This is a genomic window from Vreelandella sp. ssv (assembly GCF_059448525.1).
In genome coordinates this window covers 3354582-3378453 of the sequence record NZ_CM182545.1, presented here as the reverse complement: position 1 = coordinate 3378453, position 23872 = coordinate 3354582, and the positions used below count along the sequence as shown (strand labels likewise).

General features: G+C 54.4%; 24 protein-coding genes. 12 read left to right on the top strand and 12 right to left on the bottom strand.

Going from position 1 to position 23872, the window contains the following annotated elements; genetic code table 11:
• The first annotated feature begins 91 nt into the window (after positions 1 to 91).
• Positions 92 to 223: an entericidin A/B family lipoprotein gene (locus AC5TBW_RS15345; RefSeq protein ID WP_226250697.1), complete on the top strand. Its 132-nt coding sequence runs from the start codon at positions 92 to 94 to the stop codon at positions 221 to 223.
• A 101-nt stretch (positions 224 to 324) separates the two neighbouring features.
• Entirely contained in the window at positions 325 to 696 is a 372-nt protein-coding gene (locus AC5TBW_RS15340) for an I78 family peptidase inhibitor (RefSeq protein ID WP_495509393.1), read from the top strand.
• Positions 697 to 703: 7 nt separating this feature from the next.
• On the opposite strand, the gene AC5TBW_RS15335 is transcribed toward AC5TBW_RS15340, so the two are convergent.
• Positions 704 to 1309 (bottom strand): LysE family translocator, encoded by a 606-nt coding sequence (locus AC5TBW_RS15335; protein ID WP_495509392.1) that lies wholly within the window; start codon positions 1307 to 1309, stop codon positions 704 to 706.
• Positions 1310 to 1406: 97 nt separating this feature from the next.
• Here AC5TBW_RS15335 and AC5TBW_RS15330 point away from each other — a divergent pair, with 97 nt between their 5' ends.
• Positions 1407 to 2801, top strand: a complete 1395-nt coding sequence (locus tag AC5TBW_RS15330; protein WP_495509391.1) for an aminotransferase-like domain-containing protein — start codon at positions 1407 to 1409, stop codon at positions 2799 to 2801.
• A gap of 1 nt (position 2802) precedes the next feature.
• Here AC5TBW_RS15330 and AC5TBW_RS15325 read toward each other — a convergent pair whose 3' ends face one another.
• From AC5TBW_RS15325 to AC5TBW_RS15295, 7 genes are all read right to left on the bottom strand, one after another.
• The gene (locus AC5TBW_RS15325) at positions 2803 to 3807 is read right to left on the bottom strand and encodes an ion transporter (RefSeq protein WP_495509390.1); all 1005 of its coding nucleotides are present in this window, start codon (positions 3805 to 3807) and stop codon (positions 2803 to 2805) included.
• Between the two features lie 30 nt (positions 3808 to 3837).
• A complete protein-coding gene (locus AC5TBW_RS15320; RefSeq protein ID WP_495509389.1) occupies positions 3838 to 4377 on the bottom strand; it encodes an acyl-CoA thioesterase in 540 nt (179 codons plus the stop codon).
• Positions 4378 to 4468: 91 nt separating this feature from the next.
• A complete protein-coding gene (locus tag AC5TBW_RS15315; RefSeq protein ID WP_495509388.1) occupies positions 4469 to 5779 on the bottom strand; it encodes a short-chain fatty acid transporter in 1311 nt (436 codons plus the stop codon).
• Positions 5780 to 5925: 146 nt separating this feature from the next.
• Positions 5926 to 7215, bottom strand: coding sequence for an MATE family efflux transporter (locus AC5TBW_RS15310; RefSeq protein ID WP_495509387.1), 1290 nt, complete (start codon positions 7213 to 7215; stop codon positions 5926 to 5928).
• Positions 7216 to 7220: 5 nt separating this feature from the next.
• On the bottom strand, positions 7221 to 7469 hold the full coding sequence (locus tag AC5TBW_RS15305; RefSeq protein ID WP_495509386.1) for a YfhL family 4Fe-4S dicluster ferredoxin: 249 nt from the start codon (positions 7467 to 7469) through the stop codon (positions 7221 to 7223).
• 73 nt (positions 7470 to 7542) lie between these two features.
• Positions 7543 to 8037 carry a pantetheine-phosphate adenylyltransferase gene (coaD, locus tag AC5TBW_RS15300; RefSeq protein WP_495509385.1) on the bottom strand — a complete coding sequence of 165 codons (495 nt, stop codon included), beginning with the start codon at positions 8035 to 8037 and terminating at the stop codon, positions 7543 to 7545.
• Positions 8034 to 9917, bottom strand: a complete 1884-nt coding sequence (locus AC5TBW_RS15295; protein ID WP_495511975.1) for a beta-ketoacyl synthase — start codon at positions 9915 to 9917, stop codon at positions 8034 to 8036. Before AC5TBW_RS15295 ends, coaD begins: the two co-directional genes overlap by 4 nt.
• Before the next feature lie 227 nt (positions 9918 to 10144).
• Here AC5TBW_RS15295 and trmB point away from each other — a divergent pair, with 227 nt between their 5' ends.
• The 6 genes from trmB (at position 10145) to AC5TBW_RS15265 (ending at position 17011) form a co-directional block, all read left to right on the top strand.
• Complete coding sequence (trmB, locus tag AC5TBW_RS15290; RefSeq protein ID WP_495509384.1) at positions 10145 to 10810, top strand: tRNA (guanine(46)-N(7))-methyltransferase TrmB; 666 nt, start codon at positions 10145 to 10147, stop codon at positions 10808 to 10810.
• Positions 10807 to 11136, top strand: a complete 330-nt coding sequence (locus AC5TBW_RS15285; RefSeq protein ID WP_495509383.1) for a DMT family transporter — start codon at positions 10807 to 10809, stop codon at positions 11134 to 11136. Before trmB ends, AC5TBW_RS15285 begins: the two co-directional genes overlap by 4 nt.
• Before the next feature lie 9 nt (positions 11137 to 11145).
• Positions 11146 to 12621 carry a D-alanyl-D-alanine carboxypeptidase/D-alanyl-D-alanine endopeptidase gene (gene dacB / locus AC5TBW_RS15280; RefSeq protein ID WP_495509382.1) on the top strand — a complete coding sequence of 492 codons (1476 nt, stop codon included), beginning with the start codon at positions 11146 to 11148 and terminating at the stop codon, positions 12619 to 12621.
• 34 nt (positions 12622 to 12655) lie between these two features.
• Positions 12656 to 13027, top strand: coding sequence for a diacylglycerol kinase (locus AC5TBW_RS15275; RefSeq protein ID WP_240718854.1), 372 nt, complete (start codon positions 12656 to 12658; stop codon positions 13025 to 13027).
• Positions 13028 to 13077: 50 nt separating this feature from the next.
• Positions 13078 to 16050: a bifunctional [glutamate--ammonia ligase]-adenylyl-L-tyrosine phosphorylase/[glutamate--ammonia-ligase] adenylyltransferase gene (gene glnE, locus AC5TBW_RS15270; protein WP_495509381.1), complete on the top strand. Its 2973-nt coding sequence runs from the start codon at positions 13078 to 13080 to the stop codon at positions 16048 to 16050.
• Positions 16051 to 16117: 67 nt separating this feature from the next.
• A complete protein-coding gene (locus tag AC5TBW_RS15265; RefSeq protein WP_495509380.1) occupies positions 16118 to 17011 on the top strand; it encodes an AEC family transporter in 894 nt (297 codons plus the stop codon).
• A 27-nt stretch (positions 17012 to 17038) separates the two neighbouring features.
• On the opposite strand, the gene AC5TBW_RS15260 is transcribed toward AC5TBW_RS15265, so the two are convergent.
• Positions 17039 to 17413: a hypothetical protein gene (locus AC5TBW_RS15260; protein WP_495509379.1), complete on the bottom strand. Its 375-nt coding sequence runs from the start codon at positions 17411 to 17413 to the stop codon at positions 17039 to 17041.
• A 230-nt stretch (positions 17414 to 17643) separates the two neighbouring features.
• Between AC5TBW_RS15260 and AC5TBW_RS15255 the strand changes: the two genes are divergently transcribed.
• Both AC5TBW_RS15255 and AC5TBW_RS15250 read left to right on the top strand, forming a co-directional pair.
• A complete protein-coding gene (locus AC5TBW_RS15255; protein ID WP_495509378.1) occupies positions 17644 to 19269 on the top strand; it encodes a BCCT family transporter in 1626 nt (541 codons plus the stop codon).
• Positions 19270 to 19340: 71 nt separating this feature from the next.
• Complete coding sequence (locus AC5TBW_RS15250) at positions 19341 to 19493, top strand: hypothetical protein (protein ID WP_495511998.1); 153 nt, start codon at positions 19341 to 19343, stop codon at positions 19491 to 19493.
• Between the two features lie 42 nt (positions 19494 to 19535).
• Here AC5TBW_RS15250 and AC5TBW_RS15245 read toward each other — a convergent pair whose 3' ends face one another.
• Genes AC5TBW_RS15245 through AC5TBW_RS15235 form a run of 3 tightly spaced genes read right to left on the bottom strand, consistent with a single transcriptional unit; the run spans position 19536 to position 22264 of the window.
• Positions 19536 to 20825 carry a GGDEF domain-containing protein gene (locus tag AC5TBW_RS15245; RefSeq protein ID WP_495509377.1) on the bottom strand — a complete coding sequence of 430 codons (1290 nt, stop codon included), beginning with the start codon at positions 20823 to 20825 and terminating at the stop codon, positions 19536 to 19538.
• The gene (locus AC5TBW_RS15240; RefSeq protein ID WP_495509376.1) at positions 20825 to 21514 is read right to left on the bottom strand and encodes a substrate-binding periplasmic protein; all 690 of its coding nucleotides are present in this window, start codon (positions 21512 to 21514) and stop codon (positions 20825 to 20827) included. Before AC5TBW_RS15240 ends, AC5TBW_RS15245 begins: the two co-directional genes overlap by 1 nt.
• 48 nt (positions 21515 to 21562) lie before the next feature.
• The gene (locus AC5TBW_RS15235) at positions 21563 to 22264 is read right to left on the bottom strand and encodes a substrate-binding periplasmic protein (protein ID WP_495509375.1); all 702 of its coding nucleotides are present in this window, start codon (positions 22262 to 22264) and stop codon (positions 21563 to 21565) included.
• A 216-nt stretch (positions 22265 to 22480) separates the two neighbouring features.
• Between AC5TBW_RS15235 and AC5TBW_RS15230 the strand changes: the two genes are divergently transcribed.
• Positions 22481 to 23845, top strand: a complete 1365-nt coding sequence (locus AC5TBW_RS15230; RefSeq protein ID WP_495509374.1) for an MFS transporter — start codon at positions 22481 to 22483, stop codon at positions 23843 to 23845.
• Positions 23846 to 23872: the final 27 nt, after the last annotated feature.

Sequence of the window (23872 nt, the reverse complement as noted above, 5' to 3'; positions counted from 1 at the left end):
AAACGCTGTTACCCTGAAAAAACTCCCAAGCGGCAATAAAGTTTGCCAGTGGAGTTTCCCGATGTTGAATGACTCGTTAAGGAGAACGTAAATGAAAAAATTATTAGCCATGAGTTTTATGCTGCTGATGACGGCGGGTGTTCTAACTGGTTGTAATACCATCGCTGGCGCTGGCCAGGATGTTGAAGAGGGCGGTCAAGCTGTCCAGGATGCGGCTAGTTAACGTTGCGTTAGAAAGATAGTGGTATCCCTCGGGCCAGGCTAACGCCTGGTCCGTTGGGTTTTACACCCTTTTTTAATACCTTACTTTTAGGAAATTCAAGGATGAAACCGCATATTACGCTGACTAAATTCGCCTTAGTGAGCGCCTGCGCGATGCTGCTTACGGCTTGCGTTAGCTCCCAGATGCCCATCTCTTCCGCTAACGACGATGTGGATGCAGCGCCACCGCCGCCAACGGTCGCGCCGAACGGTTCCACTAATCAGCAGGCTGCTGCCTGTGATCTAGACGCTATCCAGTCCGCCATCGGTGAACCCTTCGATGAGGCTGACGTTGCGCACTTACAAAGCGAAAGCGGTGCTCAAAAGGTGCGCGTGTTGCGCCCTGGCGATATGGCTACCATGGATCATCGTCCTGATCGTTTGAATATTCATCTCGATGATCAAGATAACGTTGAAGCACTGCGCTGCGGCTAACGTATTGTCATCCTAAAATCAGCACAACGCAGGCGGCGGTCAATACCCCCATGGTGACGTTGAACGCTCGCCATGCACCGTCGCTTTTGATCCATTGCCCAATAGCGGTGCCAAAGGCTGCCCACAGGGCAATACACGGCAGTGCGATCATTTCGGCAAAGCCCGCAAGCACCAGTGCATTGATCACTGGCTGGCCGCTTTCGGGGAGAAATCCGGCCATCAGCGCAAGCCCCATTACCCACGCTTTAGGGTTGGCGAACTGAAACGCCGCTGCCTGCCAAAACGTAAACGGTACGCTATGTTCACGAGCCTTAAGATTGGGCGGTGGCGCGCTGGCAATTTTCCATGCCAAGTAGAGTAAATAGGCGCTGCCTATCCAGCGAAGCGCGGTTTGAATCGCCGGGTAGCGTTCAAACAACACACCCAATCCCAGCGCTATACCCGCGAACAGTAGAAAGCAGCCGCCTAAAATGCCCCACATATGCGGCAGCGTGCGCCGAAAGCCAAAGTTAGCACCAGAAGCAGTGAGCATAACGTTGTTCGGCCCAGGAGTAAGCGTCATTGACATCATATAGAGCGCGGCTGGGCCGAGAATTAACCATTCGTTGTTCATTTTTTGTATCCATACAATTTGTATCTAAAGATTGTTTTAAGGCTACTTTTGCTAGCATAATGGGGTTTAAATTTACGTCAAAGGTTTTATTGTCACCATGACAATGTGGGTGCCTTCATTAAGTGAGTTTTCTGGATCACGTTACCGCGCTATAGCCAGCGCCATTGAAGCCGCTATCCAGGCTGGAACCCTTTTACCGGGAGAGAGGTTGCCGCCCCAGCGTCGTTTGGCGGATGCGTTAGGCGTGACAATAGGCACGGTGACTCGTGGTTATGCTGAGGCTGAACGCAATGGTTGGGTGTCAGCACGGGTAGGCAGCGGCACCTATATAAGAAGCCAAACCCAAGTCAGTGCTTTTAGCCCCACGTTTCACTCTGACGAAACGCCTGGGGTGATTGATTTAAGCCTGAGCCTGCCTCCGCCGCATCCGTTGCGTCAGTCGTTGCTAAGCGAAGCGCTGATTGCGTTAAGCCAATCAGGGGCAGCATTGGCCCGAGGGGTTACTTACCAAGAGGCCCAGGGTCGTCGTGAACAGCGCGATATATTGGCTAGCTGGTTGAATAGGTTAGGGATGCCGTTCAGTGCCGATGAGCTGTTTATCACTCAAGGTGGCCAGCACGGCATTAGCCTAGCGCTTAGTACGTTACTGCGGCCAGGCGAGCTTTTGGCTGCCGATGCATTAACGTACCCCGGTGCTATCAGCGCAGCACAACAGGCGCACCTCAAACTGGTCGGCATCGGTCAAGACGAGGAAGGGATGCGGATGGACTTGCTTGAGGCTCAGTGTGCCCGACAACCGCCTCGAGCAATCTACCTGACGCCGGATCAGAACAACCCCACCGGCGCGTGTTTAAGCGAGTCGCGTCGGGAACAACTGGTGGCGTTGGCACGGCGTTATGATATCTGGTTGATTGAGGATGGCGTGCAGTATTTACCTCTTGAGCAGCGTGGCACGCCCATTTATAAGTTGGCGCCGGAGCGCACGCTGTTTGTCTTCAGCACCGCTAAAGTACTCGCGGGCGGGCTGCGGATTGGCGTGCTTCGAGCGCCGCTATGTTTGCACGAGCGGCTTGCTACCGGGCTGCGATCCCAGAGCTGGATGGTGCCCCCATTGATGGTTGATGTGGCGTGCCACTGGGTCAATCAGGGAGCGGCTGAGGAGTTGCTCGCCTGGCAAACCCAGGAGCTAGCGGAGCGGCAGAGGCTAGCGGCCGAATGGCTGCAAGGGTTTACCCTAGGTGGACGTTCGCACAGCAGTAATGTCTGGCTGACCCTGCCCGAGGGTAGTCGGGCGGTGGAGTTATGTGAACGACTCCTGCAGCGGGGCGTGAAGGTAAGTAGCGCAGAGCCATTTTGTGTCGGGAGCACGCCAGCGCCCCAAGCGATTCGACTCTGTATTGGGGCCGCGGCAGATCGCAGCAGGCTTATTGAAGCATTGAGCATTGTGGCTGCCTGTTTAACTGAACGCCCGTTGGCTCCCACCACGTTATGAATTATTCATAGCGATCCTTCCAATCCTGGTGGCGTACTTGGTCTTTCAGCATCTCCAGGATGTCATACATCACCTGCTCGGTGACGCGATTGCTGCCTTCGTCAACCGTTAACCAAGTGTCAAAGCCACTGTCGGCGGTACGTTCAACTAATTTCCTAAACTCATCCGAATGTATGCCCAGCAGCAGCTCATCTACCAGCCGCTGGGCAACACCACTCAGTGATGCCTCTATTGCGCTGGTGGCTTGCTGCCCCATTGGCAAGCGATTAAAGCGCTGAATCTCTGGGCTTTCCCGTAACGTACGGCTGACTAAATCGCTAATCGCCGCCATGATGGACTGGCGGTTATGCTGGTAGGCTTTGCCGATAGTGCTCTCTAGCCTCTGGGCGATCTCATGAATCAGCTGAGCCTTGCGTGGCATGATCACCCGCTCAATCACTCGCTCGGTGAGGGAGTCAGTCGAGCGAATTTGCTGCTGCACATTGCCTAACAGACGCAAAGCGATGCGATCGGAAAGCTCCTCAAGCAGTATGTTGTAATATTTGGCAACAAATAGGTAAATATCCCAACGGGTTACATCAATAATGCGCAGGCGGTGCAAGCGGTTGATTAATGATACGACGCGTAGAATACGCAGCAGACGGAAGCCCGCTAAGGGAATACAGCCCAGCACGTCATACCAGTGCACAAAGGGGTAAAAGAACCAACGATGATAGCGCCGTTCGGCAATAGCGATTGACCAGCCTAGCAGGACATCGGCTACAAAGAAGCTGACAAACACTAAATCAATAGTGATAAAGCGGCTATGGATGGTGTCATCGTAGAAAGCGTGAAACCCGGGGGCGATGCTGGCGATTCCCTGGTTGATTGGGCCGAGCAGAAACAGCGAGTCAAACAGCAGCAGCGCGAGGTTAATGACCACCAGCGTTAATATGAAAAAATCCCAACCAATATGGGCGTATTCGACCGCTTTAGGCAGGTGCGGGTAGCGTTCCCTGGCAGGCATGCGAACTCCTTGTGGTGGGATGATGCTTTTTTACTGAGCTCTTGATTGATACTGCTGTTGCGTCAATAGCTCTTCTCGCTCCGCCTGTTTGCGTAACTTTTTACGCAGCGCTGCCTTTTCAAAACGTAGCTTCTGCAGCGGTGTTGCCAAACTGAGTGGCGGTACGCTGGCAGGCTTGCCATCAGCATCAACGGCGACCATGGTGAGGTAACAGCTATTGGTATGGCGTATCAGCTTATTGCGAATATCTTCAGCCACCACCTTGATGCCAATTTCCATTGACGAGCGCCCAACGTGATTGACGCTGGCTAAAAACGTCACCAGTTCACCTACGTGAATAGGCTGCTTAAACAGCACCTGATCCACCGATAGGGTGACCACATAGTGGCCTGAGTAGCGGCTGGCGCAGGCAAAAGCGACTTCATCGAGCTTTTTAAGAATCGCCCCACCATGGACTTTACCACTGAAATTCGCCATATCGGGCGTCATCAATACGGTCATGGAGAGTTCATGCTGCCCAGGCAGGGCAGTATTTACGGCAGTGCTCGCACTGATTTCGGCGTCTGTCATACGGTGCTCCTGCTGTTACTTGAGACCAATAACGGCTGCCCGCCACCCAGAAGGAAAGCCAACTGAGCGGTGGGCAGTCATTGGCGGGTTTTTAAAGCCATACCAGGCCGACGGAAATAATAATGCCGGTGATAAAAAGCTGAATCAGGCAGAAGCCCATAATATCTTTTGCCTTCAGCCCGGCAATAGCGAGTACCGGTAGTGCCCAGAAGGGCTGCAGCAAGTTGGTCCAGGCATCGCCCCAAGCCACCGCCATGGCGACCCGCGGAATGTCAGCCCCTAAGGCCTGAGCAGCAGGTAGCATTACGGGGGCTTGTACGGCCCACTGACCGCCGCCGGAGGGAACGAACAGGTTGACAATCCCAGCGCTGATGAACGACCAGAACGGCAGTGTATTGACGGTGGCAAAGGAGACCAGCCACTCAGACATGCTCTCTGCTAGCCCGGACTGAACCATGATCGCCATGATGCCAGCGTAAAACGGGAACTGAATAACAATCCCGGCGCCACCTTTAATCGCCTCGTTAAGGCTATTAAGCAGGTTGCGCGGCGTGCGGTGTAGCACAATGGCCAGAAACAGAAACATAAAGTTAACGACGTTAAGGTTTAAGCCGCCACCCCGTAGCAAAAAGTGGTCAAGCAAAAACAGCAGCCCCGGCACACCGACCAGCATGGCGAGGGTTAAGCTGTTTTCCAGGCGTTCCGCAGGGCGCGTAATGCGGCCAACCGGCTCAGCCTCATCATGAAGCACGCTGGGATCGACGTAGACGCTATCTTTTTCATCCGGCAGCATCATTCGATTGACTAACGGAATAGCAATAAACAGGCAGACCACGATGGCGAGGTTGAAAAACGCAAAAGTGGTTGAGCCTGTGCTAATAACGCCGATTTGATCAGCCGCGAAGTGGCCTTCGGTGGCGATGGTTAGCGGTATCGAACCGGCCAGGCCGCCGTGCCACACCACAAAACCGGAGTAAGCACTGGCAACCAGCAGTCGGTAGTCCACGCGAATCAGGCGGGCCAGCTCTTTAGCGAACAGCGCGCCAACCACCAGGCCAAAGCCCCAGTTGATCCAACTGGCTGCCAGCGAGACAAGCGTCACCAGGATAATGGCGCCGCCGGGCGTTTTGGCTGTACCGGCAATTTTTTGCAGGATACGTTTTACTGGCGGCGAGCTTGCCAGCATAAAGCCGGTGACCAGCACCAGCAGCATCTGCATCGAGAACGTCAGCAAACCCCAGAAGCCATCGCCCCAGAAGCGCAGCACCGCCAGCGGAGTTTGGCGCTCAATGGCGATCGCGGCGACCGAGGCAATTAACGTCAGCAGCAGAACGAAAATATACGGGTCTGGCAGATAGCGCTCCACCAGCTTTACCGCCGGTTTTGAGATCATTTTAAGCATGAGATGCTCTCTTTATTCATTATTAGGAAGTGCCTAGCAAGTGGCTAGGAAGTGCATGGCTAATATACGGGGGAGCGCACTGTTTTTCACGTGGAAGCTGCCCGCCTAATCTCACGTTAGCGCAGTTATCAAGAATTGCGCCTGTTTTAGCGCCAGTGGCTTAACCGGTATTGGCGATAATAGAAGATCAACACTGCCGAGCGAACCAGCGTAAACAGCATAAACGCCAGCCACAGACCATGATTGCCCAGCCCCTGGGTTAGCCACCAAGCGGGCAGATAGGCGGCTAGGCCGATAAAGATACTGTTGCGCATTTCACGTACTGCGGTGGTGCCAATAAATACACCATCAAGCAGGTAGCTCCATACCGCAATCAGCGGCATGACGACCATCCAGGGCAAGTACTGCGCCGCGGTCGCACGCACCTCTTCAAGGCCGGTGAGTAGCGCAATCAGCGCATTGCCGCCTAGTGCAAAAAGCAGGGCGGCAGCGCCCGCGGTCCAGAATGAAAAATGCGCGGCAGCGCGTACAGTGGCGGCAAACCCACGCCAATCTTTGCGACCATAGGCGCGCCCAATCAGAGATTCAGCCGCATGGGCAAAGCCATCCAAGGCATAGCTGGTTAGCATGATAAATTGCAGTAGTACGGCATTGGCGGCGAGCACCGTGTCACCCTGGCGGGCGCCTTGGGCGGTAAAGAACGCCATGGCGAACAGGAGGCCAAGGGTGCGCACAAACAGGTTGGCGTTGACGTTGAATAGGGCTGCATAGGCCGCTAGGGCAAGCAAGCGCTCGCGCAAAAAGAGGCCTTCTAACCTAGCTAGCTGGCGCAGTACTAAGTAGCTGCCAAACGCCAGCGCACTGTAGTCAGCGATCACGCTGGCCCATGCTACGCCGTTGCTGGTCATGCTCAGACCCACGACAAACCATAAGTCCAGCACGATATTAACGCCGTTGGTGAGCAGTAAAATCATCAGCGTGACGCGGGAGTTCTGCTGGCCCAAAAACCAGCCCAGAATGGCGTAGTTGGCGAGTACCGCTGGCGCTGACCAAAGGCGTATATGGGCGTACTCGCGGGCTAAATCGGTTGCTATTTCACTGCCATCCAATAGCCACAGGCCTAACGTAATCAGCGGCGAGGCAAACACAATCAGCAGGCAGCCAATCACTAGCGCCATGATCAGCGACTGTCCCAGCAGGTTGCGCACGTCAGTGTCGCTCTCGCGCCCCATGGCTTGGGCGACGAGCCCCGTAGTGCCCATGCGCAAGAAACCAAAGCCCCAATAGAGAAAGCTAAACAGCGTCGCACCCAGGGTAACGCCCGCTAAATAGCGGGAGTCGGGCAGGTGCCCGACCACAGCAGTATCCACCAACCCGAGCAGTGGGACGGTGATATTGGAGAGAATGATTGGCCAGGCTAGCGCCCAGATTTTCATTAAGCTTATGCAGCAGTAATGATGAGGTACTTCTTCATCAACTGCTCTTGGCTTTCGTGACGCGCTGGATCAAGCGGAATACAGTCTACCGGGCATACCTGCTGGCACTGGGGTTCGTCATAATGGCCAACGCACTCGGTGCATAGATTGGGATCGATGACATAGATCTCCTCACCGGGGGAGATCGCATCATTGGGGCATTCGGGCTCGCAGACGTCGCAATTAATGCACTCGTCGGTAATCATCAGGGCCATGGGCATACCTCGCGGATGGCATTCGCACCCAGGCTGTCTAGTACCTGAGTGTTTTACTCAACAATGGCGTTGGCTAGCTAGTGTAGTGCTTACGCAGCGCCTCGGCGACCTGTGGATGCACCAGGGGAGAAATATCGCCGCCGAGCTTGGCGATTTCACGCACGATGGTCGAAGAAATATACGAATTTTCCACCGCCGGGGTTAAAAATACGCTTTCCAGCTCCGGGTTCTGCGCCCGGTTCATATTGGCAAGCTGCAGCTCATACTCAAAATCAGAGACCGCGCGCAGGCCGCGCAGAATAATCGTCGCGCCCTGCTCGTGCATCATCGTCGTGAGCAGCGTTGAAAAGCCGATCACTTCAACGTTGGGCAGCGACGCGCAGACCGTTTTGACCAGCGCCATGCGTGTCTCTAGATCGAGATTAGGGCTTTTGCCAGGGCTGGCCGCCACCGCGATGACCACCTTGTCGAACATCCGAGCGCCGCGCTCGATCAGGTCGAAGTGGCCGTTGGTGATAGGGTCGAAGGTGCCGGGGTAGACGGCGATATTCTGCTTACGAAAAGTCATTCCTCGCTCTCCTCGTCCAGGCGGCCAAACGAGTTGTCGCTGGTTAATGAGACGGCGTGGTCGTAACCGGGGATATGAATCCGGTCGGCGTGAATATCCAGCTCTGGGCCTTCGAGCACCGCTTCACCAAACTGGTAGCGTGGCGCGTAGTGGCCATGGTCTGCCTGAGCAAGGTAGGCCGCCGCCGCTTCCCGGGTGGTTTCGCGACGCGCTTTCCAGGCGCTCACCGCCGCCGCTCCGTGGCGTTGAGTCAGCAGACGTTCGGTCACCGCAGGCGAGAGCACAACACCGGTGGCATTGTTACCGCCGAAGCCCTTAGCGTTAATAAAAGCGGCGTCCGCGCGGAAAGTTTGTGCCGTTTGCGAAAAGCGCAGCCGATCAGCATAGACATCGTCAGCCACTGCATCGAGCGTGGGAATGCCCGGCAGCAAGTCGTGAGCAAAGCTACCCAGGGCGCTCGCCAACTGGTCGCCCGCCGCCGAGCCTTGGGAGTGACCAATAAAAGCTTTAATTGCCACTACGGGCCAGTTGCTAATGCCGTTGGCGCGGGCAATTTCGTCGAATACGTGGGATTCGGTAATGCGGTTTTTCGGCGTGCTGGTGCCATGAGCATGCAAAAAGGTGCGCTCTTTGAGAGCTTTTTCGCCCAGCATATCGCGCACCAGCGCCGTCGCTTTACCAAGGGTGATGTAGTTGCCGATGCCCGGGGCTGAAATTGAGCGCTTATAGCCGTCAGCGTTTACGAAAACATCCGGAACGGCACCGAGAATGTCCGCACCGACTTCCATGGCCAGTGCATCGTCCATCAGCAGCACAAACTGGCTGGCTTCCGCCATGGTAAAGCCGCAGTTGCGGGCAAACGGCCGGCAGGCGCGCTGATAGTCGCTGTCGGTCAGCAACTCAAGCGCGTCCAGCGCTTTTAATCCTGCATCGTCAGCCAGCGCGCCCATCGCCCGAAAGCCTTCGATGATTTCCGGTGTAATGGGGGCATCGGCGGTGCCGACCATCACCACGCGGCGACGCCCGGCACGAATATCGTCAATCCCCAAGCGCAGGTTGTAGAGAAAGCTGGCGCAGGCGCCTAGCGCCGCGCCGGTACCGCCGACGCTGCCGAGTACATAGGCATTCAGAAAGTCAGCGGGCATCTGACCATAGCCCAGCGGCATCTGCTTCGACGTTGCACGCTGGCCGCTCACCAGGCTTTTCAGCAAGCCCCCCCAGCCCTGGTCATCAAGTTGGCCGATGGAGTTGCCGGCATACACGGCAATATGATCCGGATTCAGCTGCTGACGCAGCGTCTCCCAGGAGAGGCCGCTGGCGCCCAGGCAGTCACTGGCGCCAAATACCGCCAGCGATAGTCCGCGGGGGTGATGCACGCTGCGATAGAGGCTGGCGGGGTCAAAGCCGCTGGGTAGCTGAGCCGCTGCGCGAACCTTGGGAATCTGCGTGTCGGGTAGCAATACCTCCAGTACCCCTGCGGGCACGCTTACCTCTACCTCGCGGGCATCAATATCGCGTACCTGCCAATCCATCGGCAAGTTTTCAGGTAACTGACGACGGCGCAGCGTAAAACGTATTGGCTCAGCAAACTGCATGCTGGCTTGTCGGTTAGACGGCATACCGGGGTCGAGAAAACGCGGATCTTCATTGCGCCGAATCAGGGTATGGTTCAACACCTGTTCACGCAGCGACTGCGCAGGCGCGTCTACGGGCTGGCCTTGACTATCGTGCCACCCTTTTTCGGAGTGCTCTACTAGGCGCATAAGCGCCGCCAAGCCTTCCAGTGTCTGGCGTTGCTGGTCAGCAGGGAGGGCATCAAGCACAGTGCGGCGGAAGGCCTGATGGCCAGAGGTTCTGCCAGCGGGATTGATGCCGCCCATGCCGACAATCACCGGTAAGTGTGACAAGCCGGGTTCCTCGTGATGCGGTGGTGGTAATCATGATTATTGGCAATGCTAATGAGCATATTACGCCCAGTACTATGCGCTTAATAAGTTCGGTAATTAATCTTCCAGGCGTGATCATAGCACCGGCTACGCAACGGCGTCATGCCGCAAGCGTTCGAGACTGATAGAATCACACTTTTCAGCCGAGCGATGGCATGGGCATGCAGCATAATTCTCGATCAGTAATTTCTAATCAGCCAGGCCCGCATCAGGATCTTGCCCGGCGCGTGAGTCGAGCGTTAACGCATCCGCTGCGTAAACCGATTGCTGAACACACTCAGCGAAGCTTCGCCCTGGCTGCCGAGTGGCTACAAGCCCGTCAAGCTCCGCTGATACTTGATTCAGGCTGTGGCGTGGGTGTGTCGACACGCCAACTGGCGATACAGTTCCCTACGCATGCCGTTATCGGCATTGATCGCAGTGAGGATCGCTTGGGGCGGGATCACGGCGAGCTGCCAGAAAATGCGCTTTTAGTGCGCGCAGACCTCATCGATTTCTGGCGCTTGGCTTATCAGCATGGCTGGACACTCGAGCATCACTATCTGCTTTATCCAAATCCCTACCCTAAGGCGGGGCATCTGAAAATGCGCTGGCATGGACATGCTGTTTTACCCACACTGCTGGCCCTTGGGGGACACCTTGAGCTGCGTTCAAACTGGTCGATCTACGTTGAAGAGTTTGCCCTGGCGGTGGCACAGGTCACCGGTAAGCAGGCGATCGTGAGTGAACTGGCGCCTAAAAGCGACTACTTAACCCCGTTCGAGGCTAAGTATGCTCAAAGTGGCCAGGCTCTGTGGCGGCTAAACGTTGAGTTGGAGCGAACATGACGTTTGTTTATTTGGTATTGGCGATTGTGGCTGAAGTGATTGCCACGAGTGCGCTTAAAGCCTCAATGGGCTTTACGCGACCGTTGCCGAGCGCCGTGGTCGTGGTGGGCTATGGGCTGGCCTTTTATTTGCTCAGCCTGGTATTACGTACGCTGCCGGTGGGTGTGGCCTACGCCATATGGGCGGGGCTGGGCATTGTGTTAGTCACCTTAGTTGGCATTGTGGTGTTCGGTGAAAAGCCTGATTTGCCAGCGGTGATCGGGATAAGCTTGATAGTCGCGGGCGTGGTGATGCTGCAAGTGTTTTCTAAAATGAATGTGCATTGAGGTACTTTAATGGGTTCTTTTTTTGCTGTTAAGCGTATGCGGCGCTGGTCGCTGGTAACGGGTATCGCCACGTTAGCGATGTGCACCAGTGCAGGCGCGTTCGCTGATTTCAACCGCCTGAGCCAACTGCAGAATAAAGGCTTTTCGATTAGTGCCGAGGCGCGTCTTTTGGATGCTGACTCAGGCGCCAATGCGCTGTTGGGCAGTATTACACCGGACCGCCAGCTGTCGCCCGCTTCGGTCACTAAAGCCTATTTATCGGCGGCAGCGCTGAACCGTTTTGGCCCCCAACACCGTTTTACCAGCCAACTAGTCAGCTCCGCTAGCATTGAAAATGGCGTGCTACGCGGTGATTTGGTGTTTGAGGGCGGTGGAGACCCAGGTCTCACGACTGAAAACCTATGGCGCTTGGTACAGCGTTTACACTTGGCTGGGGTGCGTGAGGTAGAGGGTGCGTTGGTGGTCAGCCAGTGGCGCTTTGGGTCGGTGGACTGCATTACCACTGACCGCTGTGATGCTCTGGCCCGGGTTGCCAATGCCTATAGCGCACCGCTCTCATCAGCGGGGGTTAACTTCGGCAGTTGGTGCGTTAATGTCGCGCCAGCCACTACCGCAGGTGAATCCGCCCAGGTGGGGCTGTGCGATAGCCAGACGTCGCTAATCACCATTGATAACCAGGTAGTCACTCGCCCAGCTAATAGCGGTACTGAGATTAGCGCAGAGCGTATCACCGACGCGCGCGGCGATGTGATGCGTCTGACGGGCCAGATTTCGACCAACGCGACTGCCCGTGATGTTTATCGTGGCGCGGGCGATGCCGCTGAAACAACCGCACAAGTATTGATGGGCATGCTGAACCAGGCGGGCATCCATGTACGTGATCCTTGGCGGGTCAGCTCGACCCAGCCTCCCAGCAGCGCCCAGCGACTAGCTGCAGTGGATAGCCAGCCACTGCAAGAGATACTGCTGCGGATCATGAACTACTCCAATAATTATATGGCCGATGTGCTGGCATTGGATCTGGTGGATACGCCCCAGGCGCAATTGCGCCAAGCAGGCCAAGCCATTGAGTCCTATGTTCAAAGCTTACCCGGGCACGGGCCGTTAACTCTGTATAGTGGTAGCGGATTGACCACGGAGAATCGCACATCGGCGCAGGGCGTTAATGTGATGTTGGAGGATATGTTCCGTAAAAGCGCACTGTTTCCAAGTTTTGTGGCGGCTTTTCAGTCTCCGGCCAACGGCGTCATGCGCTTTATTCGTCGTGGCTCCTCTACGTTTCAAAACAATGTCATGCTCAAAACCGGTACGCTTAATCAGCCTTTTGCGGTTCGCGCGGCGGCGGGCTATTTCCGCACGGCGCAAGGTCGCTGGGGGGTGTTTAGTGTCATGGTCAATGGTAACGGCAGCACGCCTTATTTAAGCTGGTCCGAGGTGCTAGACCCATTATCACTGGATCTGGATGCAATGATTTTAGCGAATTGATTCAACGTTACGCTCACAGGGTGAGGCGACCTTCATGAAACCAGGGCATACCGGTTTAACCCATTTGGTTCACTCCACGCGCTATTCGTGGAAAGGCTTAAAAGCGGCGTTTAGAAACGAGGCAGCTTTTCGTCAGGAAGTCGGTATTACGCTGGTGTTGCTGCCGTTTGCCTGGTGGATTGGCGAAGGTCCGATCAGTTGGCTATTGCTGGTAAGTAGCCTGTTTTTTGTGCTGATCGTGGAGCTACTCAATAGTGCAATAGAGAATGTGGTCGATCGGATTGGCACCGAGCATCATGAACTTTCAGGGCGGGCCAAGGATATTGGATCGGCGGCCGTCATGCTGTCGCTAATAATGGCCGGTCTTACCTGGGGACTATTGGGTTGGGAAAAGTTCTTTGGTTAAGCTGATTTAACAGCTGCTCATCTTTTTAACACGCTGTCAGCGAGGTAGTTATGCAAGGGAACGACGATTTTTTACCGTTGTCGACGCTGCCAGCGTCGTTACAAAACCCCACCCAAGCCGCTTGGAAGCGGTTGAGCGAAGCGCTGACCCAAGCCGACAATATCGCTGAGATGACCCAACAGGAGCTGCCTTCAAGTAACTGGCAGGGGCTTTCTGAACAGCGCCGCGAGGCGCTTGCTAGAGTGTTGGCCATCTCGACTTTTGCGCTGGATACCTTGGTCCGCTACCCCCAGTGGTTGGCTGAGCTGGATATTGCCGGTGAGTTGGATGTAAATCCTGGGCGGGATGAGCTGGCTAGCTGGCTGAATGAGTCACTTGAAAGCGCTGAAGACGAAGCCGCGATGCAGCGGGCGATTCGCCGTTTTCGCCGCAAACGCATGCTGGGGATTATCTGGCGCGACTTGAACAGGGCTGACGGTTACGTCATGTGGCATACCGCTGCGGCAGTCTCTGAGCTGGCTGAAATATGTTTAGAGGCTGCTTTAACCTGGCTTGAGCAGTTTTACGCACCGCGCTGGGGTTTACCCGCGCCGCGCAAGGACGGCACGCCCCAGCGTCTGGTGATTCTGGGTATGGGCAAGCTGGGGGCGGGAGAGCTGAATCTCTCCTCCGATATCGATCTGATTTTTGCTTTTCCAGAAAAAGGCGAAACCCAGGGCGGGCGAAAACCGTTAGAGCATCAGGAGTACTTTACCAAGCTCGGTCAAAAGCTGATTGCCGCTTTAGATGCCATGACGGCGGACGGCTTTGCTTTCCGAGTTGATATGCGTTTGCGGCCTTTGGGTGACGGCGGTCCCTTGGTGGGCAGTTTCGCCATGCTCTCCAGCTACTACCAGGATCAAGGCCGCGAGTGGGAGCGCTATGCGATGTTGAAAGCACGCCCGGTCGCGGGAGATCTCGACGCGGGGGATGAGCTACTGGCCGGGCTGCGCCCCTTTGTGTATCGCAAATATCTCGACTTTGGGGCGATTGAGTCGCTGCGCGAGCTGAAAGCGATGATTAATCGTGAAGTGAAACGCAAAGGCATGCAGAGCAACATCAAGCTCGGCCCCGGCGGCATTCGCGAGGTGGAATTCGTCGTGCAAGCATTCCAACTGATTCGTGGCGGCCGCGATACCGAGCTACAGGTCACAGCGCTGAAAACGGCGCTCAACCGCTTGCCCGAGCTAGGCCTGTTACCCCAAGAAGTGGTCGATGAACTGCTGCCTGATTACGCTTTTCTGCGCGATGTTGAACACGCCCTTCAAGCGCTGGAAGACCGCCAAACTCAAACCCTGCCCAGTGATGATAGTGATCGTGAGCGGGTGGCCTTCGCCATGGGCCATGAAGATTGGCCGGGCCTTATCGCTCAGCTTGATGAAGTGCGCGAACGAGTTCGCCAGCACTTTGATGCTGTCATCGCTGATCCCGAAGAGGATGTCGACGAGGCCAACGATGATAGCCAGCTTGGCTTGTCCCAGTGGCGGCTTATTTGGCGCGGCGAGCTAGAGACGGATGAGGCGATCGCGCACCTTGCCGAGGCGGGCTTTAACGAGCCTGAAAAAGCCTTGAAGCGGCTTCAGAGTCTCTACCATTCCCGGCAAGTGCAAAGCATGCAGCGGATTGGCTTTGAGCGGTTAGACGCATTAATGCCTCTCCTGCTGGATGCCATAGCAGACAATGAAGCACCGGATACGGCACTTTTGCGGGTGCAGCCGCTGATTGAAGCGGTGCTGCGGCGTACCGCTTACCTCGCCTTGCTGCGCGAAAACCCCCAGGCGCTTGAACACTTGATGCGCCTGTGCGCGGCCAGCCCATGGATCGCTCAACAGCTATCGCGTTACCCTATTTTGCTCGACGAGCTGCTGACGCCTGACACACTGTATACCCCTGCTGATAAAGCGCGCCTGGCCGATGAGCTGCGCCAAACGCTGAACCGTCTGCCTGAGGATGATGAGGAAGCCCAGCTAGAGGCGCTGCGTGTTTTCAAGCATGCGCAAACGCTGCACGTAGCGGCGTCGGATATCGTGGGCACTCGGCACCTAATGAAAGTAAGTGATTACTTAACGTTTATTGCCGAAGTTATCCTCGATGCTGTATTGGCCATGGCGTGGAAACATATTACGCGCAAGCATGGTGTTCCTGAGGGGCTCAATACTCGAGAGGCGGCATTTTTAATCGTTGGTTATGGCAAGCTGGGGGGCATTGAGCTGGGCTATAGCTCAGATTTAGACTTGGTGTTTCTTCACGATAGCGACGGCCAAGGCTCGACAGATGGCCCGCGGCCCATCGATACCCCAGTATTTTTTACTCGTCTGGGCCAGCGAATTATTCACCTGCTCACTGCGGTAACGCCTACCGGCTCGCTTTACGAAGTGGATATGCGCCTGCGGCCGTCGGGGAATTCAGGGCTGTTGGTAACATCGCTTAAAGCCTTTGCTGACTATCAGCGTCAGAACGCCTGGACCTGGGAACACCAAGCGTTAGTGCGCGCCCGTGTCGTGGCGGGTAGCGATGAGCTGGCCGAGAAATTCGCCCAGCTGCGCGGCGATATTTTAGGTAATGAGCGTGATAATGCCGTGCTGCGCGAAGAGGTGGTCAAGATGCGGCAAAAAATGCGCGATCACCTTGGCAGTAAAGCGACTAGCGGTACGTTTAACATTAAGCACGATGCGGGCGGTATGGTTGATATCGAGTTTCTTTGCCAATACGCGGTGTTAGCATTTGCTCACCAAACTCCCGCGCTCCTCACGTACAGCGATAACATCCGTATTTTAGAGAGCTTGACGGAGAGTGGGCACTTACCTGCTGAAGAGGCTGAGCGACTGAGGGAGGCTTATCTGGCCTATCGCAGCGCCACCCATCGAGCGGCGCTCACCGGTGAAAAAACGCTCACCGATGGGGAAGAGTTTCGTGAGCATCGCGATATTGTCACCGCGCTCTGGCAGCGCTTTCTTGAGCCATCAGCCACTGATAATAACTAGCCCGGTAAATGGGTCACTCTGACTAGGAAGAAATAATGCAGCCATGGAGTCAGGCGGGGTGGCCCGCATGATTGGTCATATTCTGGCCACACTATTGCCCGTGTTTTTAATCAGCGGTTGTGGCGCCGCCTATGGGCGCTACCGTACGCCAGACATCCGTAGTCTCAATACACTCAATATGGAGCTGTTCGTCCCCCTATTGGTATTCGCCGTGCTAGCCGACCGCCAGGCTCCACTTGCCGAGTACGCGTGGCTTGCCACGGCGGCTGTTGCGGTGGTGCTGGGGTCCGGGATTGTACTGTGGCCGCTGGCTAAGTGGCTTAAGCTAGACATTAAAACCTTTCTTCCCCCCATGATGTTCAATAATTCGGGCAATATGGGGGTGCCTTTACTGGTGCTCGCATTCGGCCCCGATGCTCTGCCTGCCGCAGTGGTGGTGTTTATTGTTGAGATGCTACTGCACTTTTCGGTGGGGCTTTATATGCTAAATCCGCGTACTTCGCTATGGCGAATGCTGCGCATGCCTATCGTATTAGCGAGCTTGGCGGGGCTGGCGGTTAACATCAGTGGGCTGCCGCTACCGGGCTGGCTGCTAGAGGCCATGCGTATGCTGGGCGATGTATGTATACCCTTAATGCTGTTTGCGCTGGGGGTGCGGCTGCTGGACATTGACTTCAGCGATTGGCGCACGGGGATGCTGGGGGCGGTGCTTTGCCCGCTTTCCGGATTAGTGATTGCATTGCCGTTAATGTGGTTACTGCCGCTGAATGCATTGCAAGCAGCGGTGCTGCTGGTTTTTGCAGCGTTACCCCCCGCCGTATTGAATTATTTGGTAGCAGAACAGTACCAGCTCGCGCCGCAAAAAGTGGCTTCGCTGGTACTGATTGGTAACCTGGGGAGTTTGATTGTCATGCCGCTAACGTTAGCGGCGGTATTTACGTGGATATATGCGCCGCTTTAACAGGCGTTGCAATGAGTGACTACCTACTTAACGATCATTTTTAACTTCACTGCCTTTCACTTCATAACTGCCTTCTAATGCGTCCTGATGGCCTGGACGGCTGTTTGCAGAGGCATTCCCATGAGAATAACCGCCGCCAATATCCTGCGCTTGCTGAGCACGCATTTGCTCCATACGCTTTTTCATTTTATGACGCATAAACGGCATCATTGCCCAGCCAATCAATAAGAAGAATAGGCCGAGTACCACACCTACTATCATCAACGCGCCAAAAGCCAACCATGTAAACAGCAACTTTAAGCTACCGGCTAAACCAGTCGGCTGGGTTTGTGCTGCACGGGCGCGCCATTGGTTTGCCGCTTGCCATGCTGCGTTGCGTTGGTCGCGATTCATCTGTGGCATGAGAGCCTCCATCGGTTGTTCGCACCCATTGGAACACAGTTGGTCTCGCAAGTTCACTGCTCGGCATTCACGGGCAGTAGAGCGACCATTCTCTAGGTTCCTGTTTCATGCACAGTGCGATTAGGTTTTTCAACTGTTACCATTAAGCTGTACAGAACAAGTTTAGTTGTACAAGCATGGCTCAGTACGTCGTGCTTATCTAAACAGAGCTCATCTAACAGGACGGTTATATGGCTAATCATGGAGGCAAGTCGGTTTTCATCGCATCGGTGGTGATTATCTTTGGCTTGGTAGTTGTTGGAGCGTCATTTCCTGAAGGATTTGCCAACGCTGCAGAGGGAGCGCTGACCACTGTTACCGGGCTATTCGGGTGGTTTTATCTGTTTTCGGTTTTTGGATTTGTGATTTTTCTGTTTGGTCTGGCGTTGAGCAAGTACGGCAAGGTGCGCTTGGGGCCCCAAGACAGTCGGCCCAACTATACGTTTTTTTCGTGGATCAGCATGCTGCTAGCCGCAGGCTTTGGCGTCGGGCTGGTGTTCTATGGCATGGCAGAACCCATGTTTCACTTCATTGAGCCGCCCTATGGCGACAGAACCGCCGAAACCGAAGCGGCTGCCCGCTACGCTATTCAATACAGCTACTTTAACTGGGGTATTCACCAGTGGGCAGCCTTCTCAATCGTCGGTTTGATCATTGCCTATTTTCAGTTCCGTAAAGGGCAGGCAGGGTTAGTATCTTCAGTACTGTCATCGATAACGGCTAAGCATCCCAAAATTCGTCCGTATGCTTCCTGGTTGGATGTCTTTGCTGTGGTGGCCACTGTTATGGGGGTCGCTACTTCGCTTGGATTGGGTGTGCTGCAGATGAATGGCGGCTTAAATGCCGTGTTCGGTCTGCCGGAAAATGGTTTATGGCAGTTTGTGATTCTGTTCGTTATGTTCTGCGCTTATATGGCATCAACCTGGTCGGGCTTGGATAAAGGCATTAAACGCCTGTCTAATCTTAATATGATTTTGTGTATTGGGTTGATGCTGTATGTGCTGTTCACAGGCCCTACCGTAGCAATATTAGAGACCATCACGGTGGGGATTGGTGATTACCTGCAGAACTTTATCGGTATGAGCTTACGTATTTCCCCCTATAGCGATAACGAGTGGGCAAGCAGTTGGACTATTTTCTACTGGGCCTGGGTTATTGCCTGGTCGCCGTTTGTGGGTACTTTTATCGCTCGTGTCTCCCGTGGGCGCACCATTAAAGAGTATGTATTTGGAGTACTGTTCGTACCGCCGCTGCTTGCTTGTCTATGGATTGGTGTTTTCGGTGGCGCGGCACTACAAATGGAGTTGAACGGCACCGACGTCGGCCTTGCTGCTGCGACCCAGGATAATATAACGGTTGCGTTGTTTGAGATGTTTGAGCTGATGCCTTATACGGGGGTGCTATCGGTTGTCGCGATGATGCTGATCTTTATTTTCCTGGTCACGTCGGCTGATTCGGCCTCGTATATCGTGGCGCAAATGACTGATAATGGCTCAATCAATCCGCCCCTGTATAAGCGCGTCATTTGGGGCGTGCTAATTGCTGCTATCTGCCTGACGCTAATTGCATCGGGGGGCTTAACGGGGTTGCAGTCAGCATCGGTGCTGTCGGCGCTGCCATTCACCTTTATCCTGTATATGATGGTGTTTGTCCTGGTGCAAGAGCTACGTGCGGATCGTAAGGCGATGCTGACACAGCTTTATCGCCGACATGGCGAAACGCCGGTGGGTGCCGACGCTTTTGAAGCTGAGCTATTAGGTGAAGAAGAACGCCTTCGCCGTGCACCCAGTGTGGTCAATCGGCGCATTAATAGTTAGCATCAACAGCAATAAGCAAACTTTCTATTACGGGAGTACGCTACTTCAGGAGCACGTCACATGGAGAGAGCATGTTAATGGCCAGGCAAGGACGCCATGGTGCGACACGAAGACAGCCCAAGGGCGTTGTCTTCGATCGCTGGCTTGATCGGATAGTAACCATAGCGGTAGTGACCGCGATGGTGATCGGTCTTGCCGCCGTGATGGCCCACTGGTTGTTATAAGGCTATTAATTCTCTGCAGTGTTCATGCTATAACGCCCGGCCTTAGGCCGGGCGTTTGCGTGTTTCTACCCTGTTTCGGCCAAGGCGTTTAGCGTGGTAAAGGTGCTGGTCAGCGCGCTCTATTAACGCCTCGGCGCTAATCCAAAAGCCGGGAGGCATGCTGGCAACACCCATACTAACGGTAAGGTCTGAATGTGTGCTTGAAAAGGCGTGAGGAATCGCCAGCGACACAACGGCTTCACGCAAGCAGTTGGCGACGCCTACGGCATCATCATGATCTTGACCTGGTAGGACACAGACAAACTCTTCGCCGCCGTAGCGAGCGAGTAGATCTTTTGCTGGATCAATACATTGATTGAGCGTGTTGGCAACCGCGCGTAGCGTATCGTCGCCCAGGGCATGGCCATAGTGATCGTTAAACTCTTTAAAGTTATCGATATCGATAAAGATCACTGACAGCGGCTGTTGCGCCTGCTGCGCCAAATGCCAGTGGCGCTTATAAAACTCATCGAAATGGCGTCGGTTGGCCACCCCTGTTAGGCCATCTATGTTGGATAGGTGGTGTAGCTGGTCGCGCTGTTCCAATCCTTGCTGAAACGCATTTAACAGGTGATCTAGGCTATCTACTAGATGCCCTAACTCGTCATGTCGGTGGCCGCGTAAGACAGGTTTGGGCCATTGGCCAGGACAGTTAGGATCGGTTTGAACAATCGCTGCGTGTACTTTGAGCAGAGGTCGCGTGATAAAAAAATGGAAAAAAGCGATCACCAATATGCTCAAAATAAACGCTTCTAAAATGCTAATACCCACTACTGAGTATATGCGTGCCAGGAATTGCTGGGTTAAATACCCCTCTGCCAGCATGAGTTCAATTTCACCGACGATGGCTTCTGGCATGTCACTCCCCATGTAATACTCTAGGGCAGTTTGATGGTGCAAGATATCGCCAAATAGACGCTGGCTAAGCCAGGTCGATTTGGACTGTTCTGGCGTATTAAATTCTGCAAGCGAGCGGCCAAAATCATCTCTTATGGCGACCCACGCCACCTCATCATCTCTAAACAGTCCATAGGCTATTTGGTGAGCAAGGTCTGGATTAAGCTGAAAAGCGGCCTCGGCTGCAGCCCCATTGACTACCGCGAGCTGTTGGTCGACACGCTGTTGCACTTCTTGGCGCATATTAGTGGCGTGGCTAATAAGCTCAATGCTGCCGGCTACGCTACTAATCAACATGGCGATGAGCAGTGTGAGTAGCGCTTGCTTAGTCGTTAGACTGCCTTTTTTGGGCGGGGCGCCTGAGGCGGGGATAGAGAGCCGAGAGCGAGGGCTCATCACTGTCCATCCTCCTGTGCCGCTCCACGCTGTAAATCTAGCTGCGTTTGCAGACGCGTAAGCAGCACCACAGATACGCTGGAGTGACAGGCAAGGTAAAGCGGTGAACTGGAAAAAGTAAACAAATGCTCAAGCGCGATATTCTGTTCTTCTGCCATAAATTCACCGGTTGCTTTGCCTGTCACAATCACATCGAGCAGGCCTGCTTTTAAGCGCGCGATATTTTCTCGCTCTGAGAGCGCGCGCACCACATTAATGCCCTGAGATGCTACATAATTGCCCACCGCATCTTCACGAAAACCGCCCACTCGCAGGTCGTGCAACCCCTCAAGTGAGGCAATGCCAAGATCGCTTCCGGCTAAACTAAAGGCTGCCCACTCATTGATCACCAGCGGCCCAACCCAGTGAAACAACGCTTCACGCTCGCGGGTACGCGTCGTGGAATAAACACAATGCTGGTCACGTAAGCGCGCTTCTGTGTAAGCGCGTGCCCAAGGCAGTAACCGAAAATATGCCTCAATGTCCGCTTGGCGTAGTGCGTTGCGAAGGAGCGTTGTCGCGCTGCCGATGATTTGTCCTTGGTCGTCGGCGTAGTTGAACGGTGGATAATCTTCCGTGTTGATAGTGAGCGGCATTGCTTGAATTGGCAGGCTGAAACTACCCATAGCTAAGAGAAGAGCAGCGCTCATGGGGTATCGCCATTGGCGAGATACGTCGTTAGCCATCGTCAACTACCTCTAAAGTCGACTCGCCTGCACGCTTTCTAATGCTTGTTGCATTAGCGATACCAAGCGTTGATCGGTAGCTTGGTTAATAGCAAAGTATAGATAAGATTCGCTGAGTGTAAGTATTGGAATCAAACTATTTTTAGGAAATCCTTCAGATTCAGCAATCCAGGCGGCTACGTCTTCGCTGTAAGCCCATAAATCAACCCGTCCGCGTGCTAGCAGATGCAGCGCACTGCGATTATCCATGGCAGGTAACATGAGGTGCTCGGGGTAGCCAGCTTCTAACAGCGCTTGAGCGCCAATACCCTCACGAATAACGGCTACCGTCAGGCCTTGATCAATAGCGTCGGTCAGCGAATCAATCGTAATCGGAGCATTGCGGTGGGCGAGTAAGGAGACTCGGTCCTTGGCAATCGGTCCTACCCAGTGAAAGCTGGCTTCCCGGGCTGCGGTGCGAGTAGTGGAAAACAATACGGTATTGGGTTGGCTAATCGCGAGTTCATAGCCCCTTACCCACGGGTAGAGCCGGATATCCTGACGGCTGAGTGGCGTATTGGTCGCAGCAAAAACAGCTTCCAGTAACTCAATTGATAATCCGGTTAACTGTTGATTACTGAGATAGTTGTAGGGAGGGTACTCTGCAGTGATAAAGGTGAGTGGTGATAAACCTTCAGATGTTTCAGCATGTCCGCTTGGAGCAGCTGCTAGCAAAAGACATAGAGCGGCTATCAACCCTTTTATTAGTTGTAGGTATAATTGCCGTGGAGATGGCCAGGCTAACCCCATCGCACTCTGCCTATATTGTTTTCAATCAATCAAACTTAGAGCAACGCTGATCGACTGTCACCTCAAATCTGCCAACGCAAGCCGTGGCGTGTTGGCGCTTCCTCCTGCTAGGCTTACGACTTCCCCCGTGAGAGAAAACTAATGCTGCCTGCTAACACTGCTAAGGCGACTGATGCCTACGCGCCGCGTCGCGAAATTTTTGGCTGGGCGATGTTCGATTTTGCCAACCAGGCATACACATTGCTGATCATTACCGTGGTGTTTGGCGAATTATTTACCACCGTTATTGTGGGGGATCGAGGTGATAATTTCCGGCTCGCCAACTTTTTATGGAGCCTCGGCCTAGCCATTAGTTATCTGATGGTGGTCATTACCGCACCCCTGTGTGGCGCGATAATGGATTACCGTGCTGAGAAAAAGCGCTTTTTGCTCATCAGCTATCTAGCCACCGTGGTCACTACGGCCATGCTTTACTTTGTTGAACCCGGCTACGTCATCTTTGGCCTGCTATTAATTGTACTGTCTAATTACGCTTATTCCATGGGGGAGTCGTTTATAGCCGCCTTTTTGCCTGAACTGGGGCCGCCAGAGTCGCTGGGTAAAATTTCTGGCTTTGGCTGGGCGTTAGGCTACATTGGAGGACTGTTTGCGGCAGGCTTCACTCTGGTGGTGCTGGGAGAGGCAAGCGCGGATAATTTTGAACGTATACGCTGGGTTGGCCCCTTTGCCGCCGGGTTTTTCTTGATTACCGCCATTCCCACTTTTTTATGGCTAAAAGAGCGTGGTACGCCCCAGCCTCGCGGTGTCTCTTATCGCCATATTGCCGTGCGTCGCGTTACATCTACACTACATGAGTTGCGTTATTTCAAAGACTTGACCGTATTTTTGATTTCGCTGCTGTTCTCGATGGCGGGTGTTTACATCATTATCGCGTTTGCATTCATCTATGGGGCTCAAGTGATTGGCTGGGACGAAAGCGTGCGCAATATCATGTTTATTATTGTTCAAATCACCGCAGCGGCGGGGGCGCTTGGGTTTGGCTGGTTGCAGGATCGGCTAGGTGCCAAGCACACTTACCAAATGACGCTGGCGCTCTGGGTGGTGGCGATTATTGCCATCTGGGCAACCCCGGAGCTTACCCAGTGGATCAACGAGCAGTTTGAGGTGAAGTGGCAAGCCCAGTACGTATTCCTGGTAGTGGGTTGCCTGGCGGGGCTGAGCCTTGGTTCTAGCCAGTCTGCCAGCCGAGCGCTGGTTGGCCTGTTTTCACCGCTGGACAAATCTGCGGAGTTTTTCGGTTTCTGGGGGTTGGCCAATAAGTTGGCGGGGGTATTTGGCATTGTCATGCTGGGCGTGTTGCAAACGCTGATTGGCTTACAAGCGTCTATTCTATTATGTGTGGCTTTGTTCGTTATCGCGATGCTGATTTGCGCGAGGGTCAATGAGCGACGTGGCCGAGAGGCTGCGCTTGCCTGGGAAAGTAAGCCGCCCTATCGGCCATCATAAAGCTTGAGGTGGCGCCTTTACCTCTGC

What these genes read in the sequence shown, in the direction of transcription:
- AC5TBW_RS15285 (WP_495509383.1), top strand. Translation starts at nt 10,807, where the DNA reads ATGACGTTTGTTTATTTGGTATTGGCGATTGTGGCTGAAGTGATTGCC.
- glnE (WP_495509381.1), top strand. Translation starts at nt 13,078, where the DNA reads ATGCAAGGGAACGACGATTTTTTACCGTTGTCGACGCTGCCAGCGTCG.
- AC5TBW_RS15325 (WP_495509390.1), bottom strand. Translation starts at nt 3,807, where the DNA reads ATGCCTGCCAGGGAACGCTACCCGCACCTGCCTAAAGCGGTCGAATAC.
- dacB (WP_495509382.1), top strand. Translation starts at nt 11,146, where the DNA reads ATGGGTTCTTTTTTTGCTGTTAAGCGTATGCGGCGCTGGTCGCTGGTA.
- AC5TBW_RS15295 (WP_495511975.1), bottom strand. Translation starts at nt 9,917, where the DNA reads ATGGGCGGCATCAATCCCGCTGGCAGAACCTCTGGCCATCAGGCCTTC.
- AC5TBW_RS15345 (WP_226250697.1), top strand. Translation starts at nt 92, where the DNA reads ATGAAAAAATTATTAGCCATGAGTTTTATGCTGCTGATGACGGCGGGT.
- AC5TBW_RS15255 (WP_495509378.1), top strand. Translation starts at nt 17,644, where the DNA reads ATGGCTAATCATGGAGGCAAGTCGGTTTTCATCGCATCGGTGGTGATT.
- AC5TBW_RS15315 (WP_495509388.1), bottom strand. Translation starts at nt 5,779, where the DNA reads ATGCTTAAAATGATCTCAAAACCGGCGGTAAAGCTGGTGGAGCGCTAT.
- AC5TBW_RS15335 (WP_495509392.1), bottom strand. Translation starts at nt 1,309, where the DNA reads ATGAACAACGAATGGTTAATTCTCGGCCCAGCCGCGCTCTATATGATG.
- AC5TBW_RS15340 (WP_495509393.1), top strand. Translation starts at nt 325, where the DNA reads ATGAAACCGCATATTACGCTGACTAAATTCGCCTTAGTGAGCGCCTGC.
- AC5TBW_RS15250 (WP_495511998.1), top strand. Translation starts at nt 19,341, where the DNA reads ATGTTAATGGCCAGGCAAGGACGCCATGGTGCGACACGAAGACAGCCC.
- AC5TBW_RS15265 (WP_495509380.1), top strand. Translation starts at nt 16,118, where the DNA reads ATGATTGGTCATATTCTGGCCACACTATTGCCCGTGTTTTTAATCAGC.
- AC5TBW_RS15260 (WP_495509379.1), bottom strand. Translation starts at nt 17,413, where the DNA reads ATGCCACAGATGAATCGCGACCAACGCAACGCAGCATGGCAAGCGGCA.
- AC5TBW_RS15320 (WP_495509389.1), bottom strand. Translation starts at nt 4,377, where the DNA reads ATGACAGACGCCGAAATCAGTGCGAGCACTGCCGTAAATACTGCCCTG.
- AC5TBW_RS15275 (WP_240718854.1), top strand. Translation starts at nt 12,656, where the DNA reads ATGAAACCAGGGCATACCGGTTTAACCCATTTGGTTCACTCCACGCGC.
- AC5TBW_RS15330 (WP_495509391.1), top strand. Translation starts at nt 1,407, where the DNA reads ATGACAATGTGGGTGCCTTCATTAAGTGAGTTTTCTGGATCACGTTAC.
- coaD (WP_495509385.1), bottom strand. Translation starts at nt 8,037, where the DNA reads ATGACTTTTCGTAAGCAGAATATCGCCGTCTACCCCGGCACCTTCGAC.
- AC5TBW_RS15305 (WP_495509386.1), bottom strand. Translation starts at nt 7,469, where the DNA reads ATGGCCCTGATGATTACCGACGAGTGCATTAATTGCGACGTCTGCGAG.
- AC5TBW_RS15245 (WP_495509377.1), bottom strand. Translation starts at nt 20,825, where the DNA reads ATGAGCCCTCGCTCTCGGCTCTCTATCCCCGCCTCAGGCGCCCCGCCC.
- AC5TBW_RS15310 (WP_495509387.1), bottom strand. Translation starts at nt 7,215, where the DNA reads ATGAAAATCTGGGCGCTAGCCTGGCCAATCATTCTCTCCAATATCACC.
- AC5TBW_RS15230 (WP_495509374.1), top strand. Translation starts at nt 22,481, where the DNA reads ATGCTGCCTGCTAACACTGCTAAGGCGACTGATGCCTACGCGCCGCGT.
- trmB (WP_495509384.1), top strand. Translation starts at nt 10,145, where the DNA reads ATGCAGCATAATTCTCGATCAGTAATTTCTAATCAGCCAGGCCCGCAT.
- AC5TBW_RS15240 (WP_495509376.1), bottom strand. Translation starts at nt 21,514, where the DNA reads ATGAGCGCTGCTCTTCTCTTAGCTATGGGTAGTTTCAGCCTGCCAATT.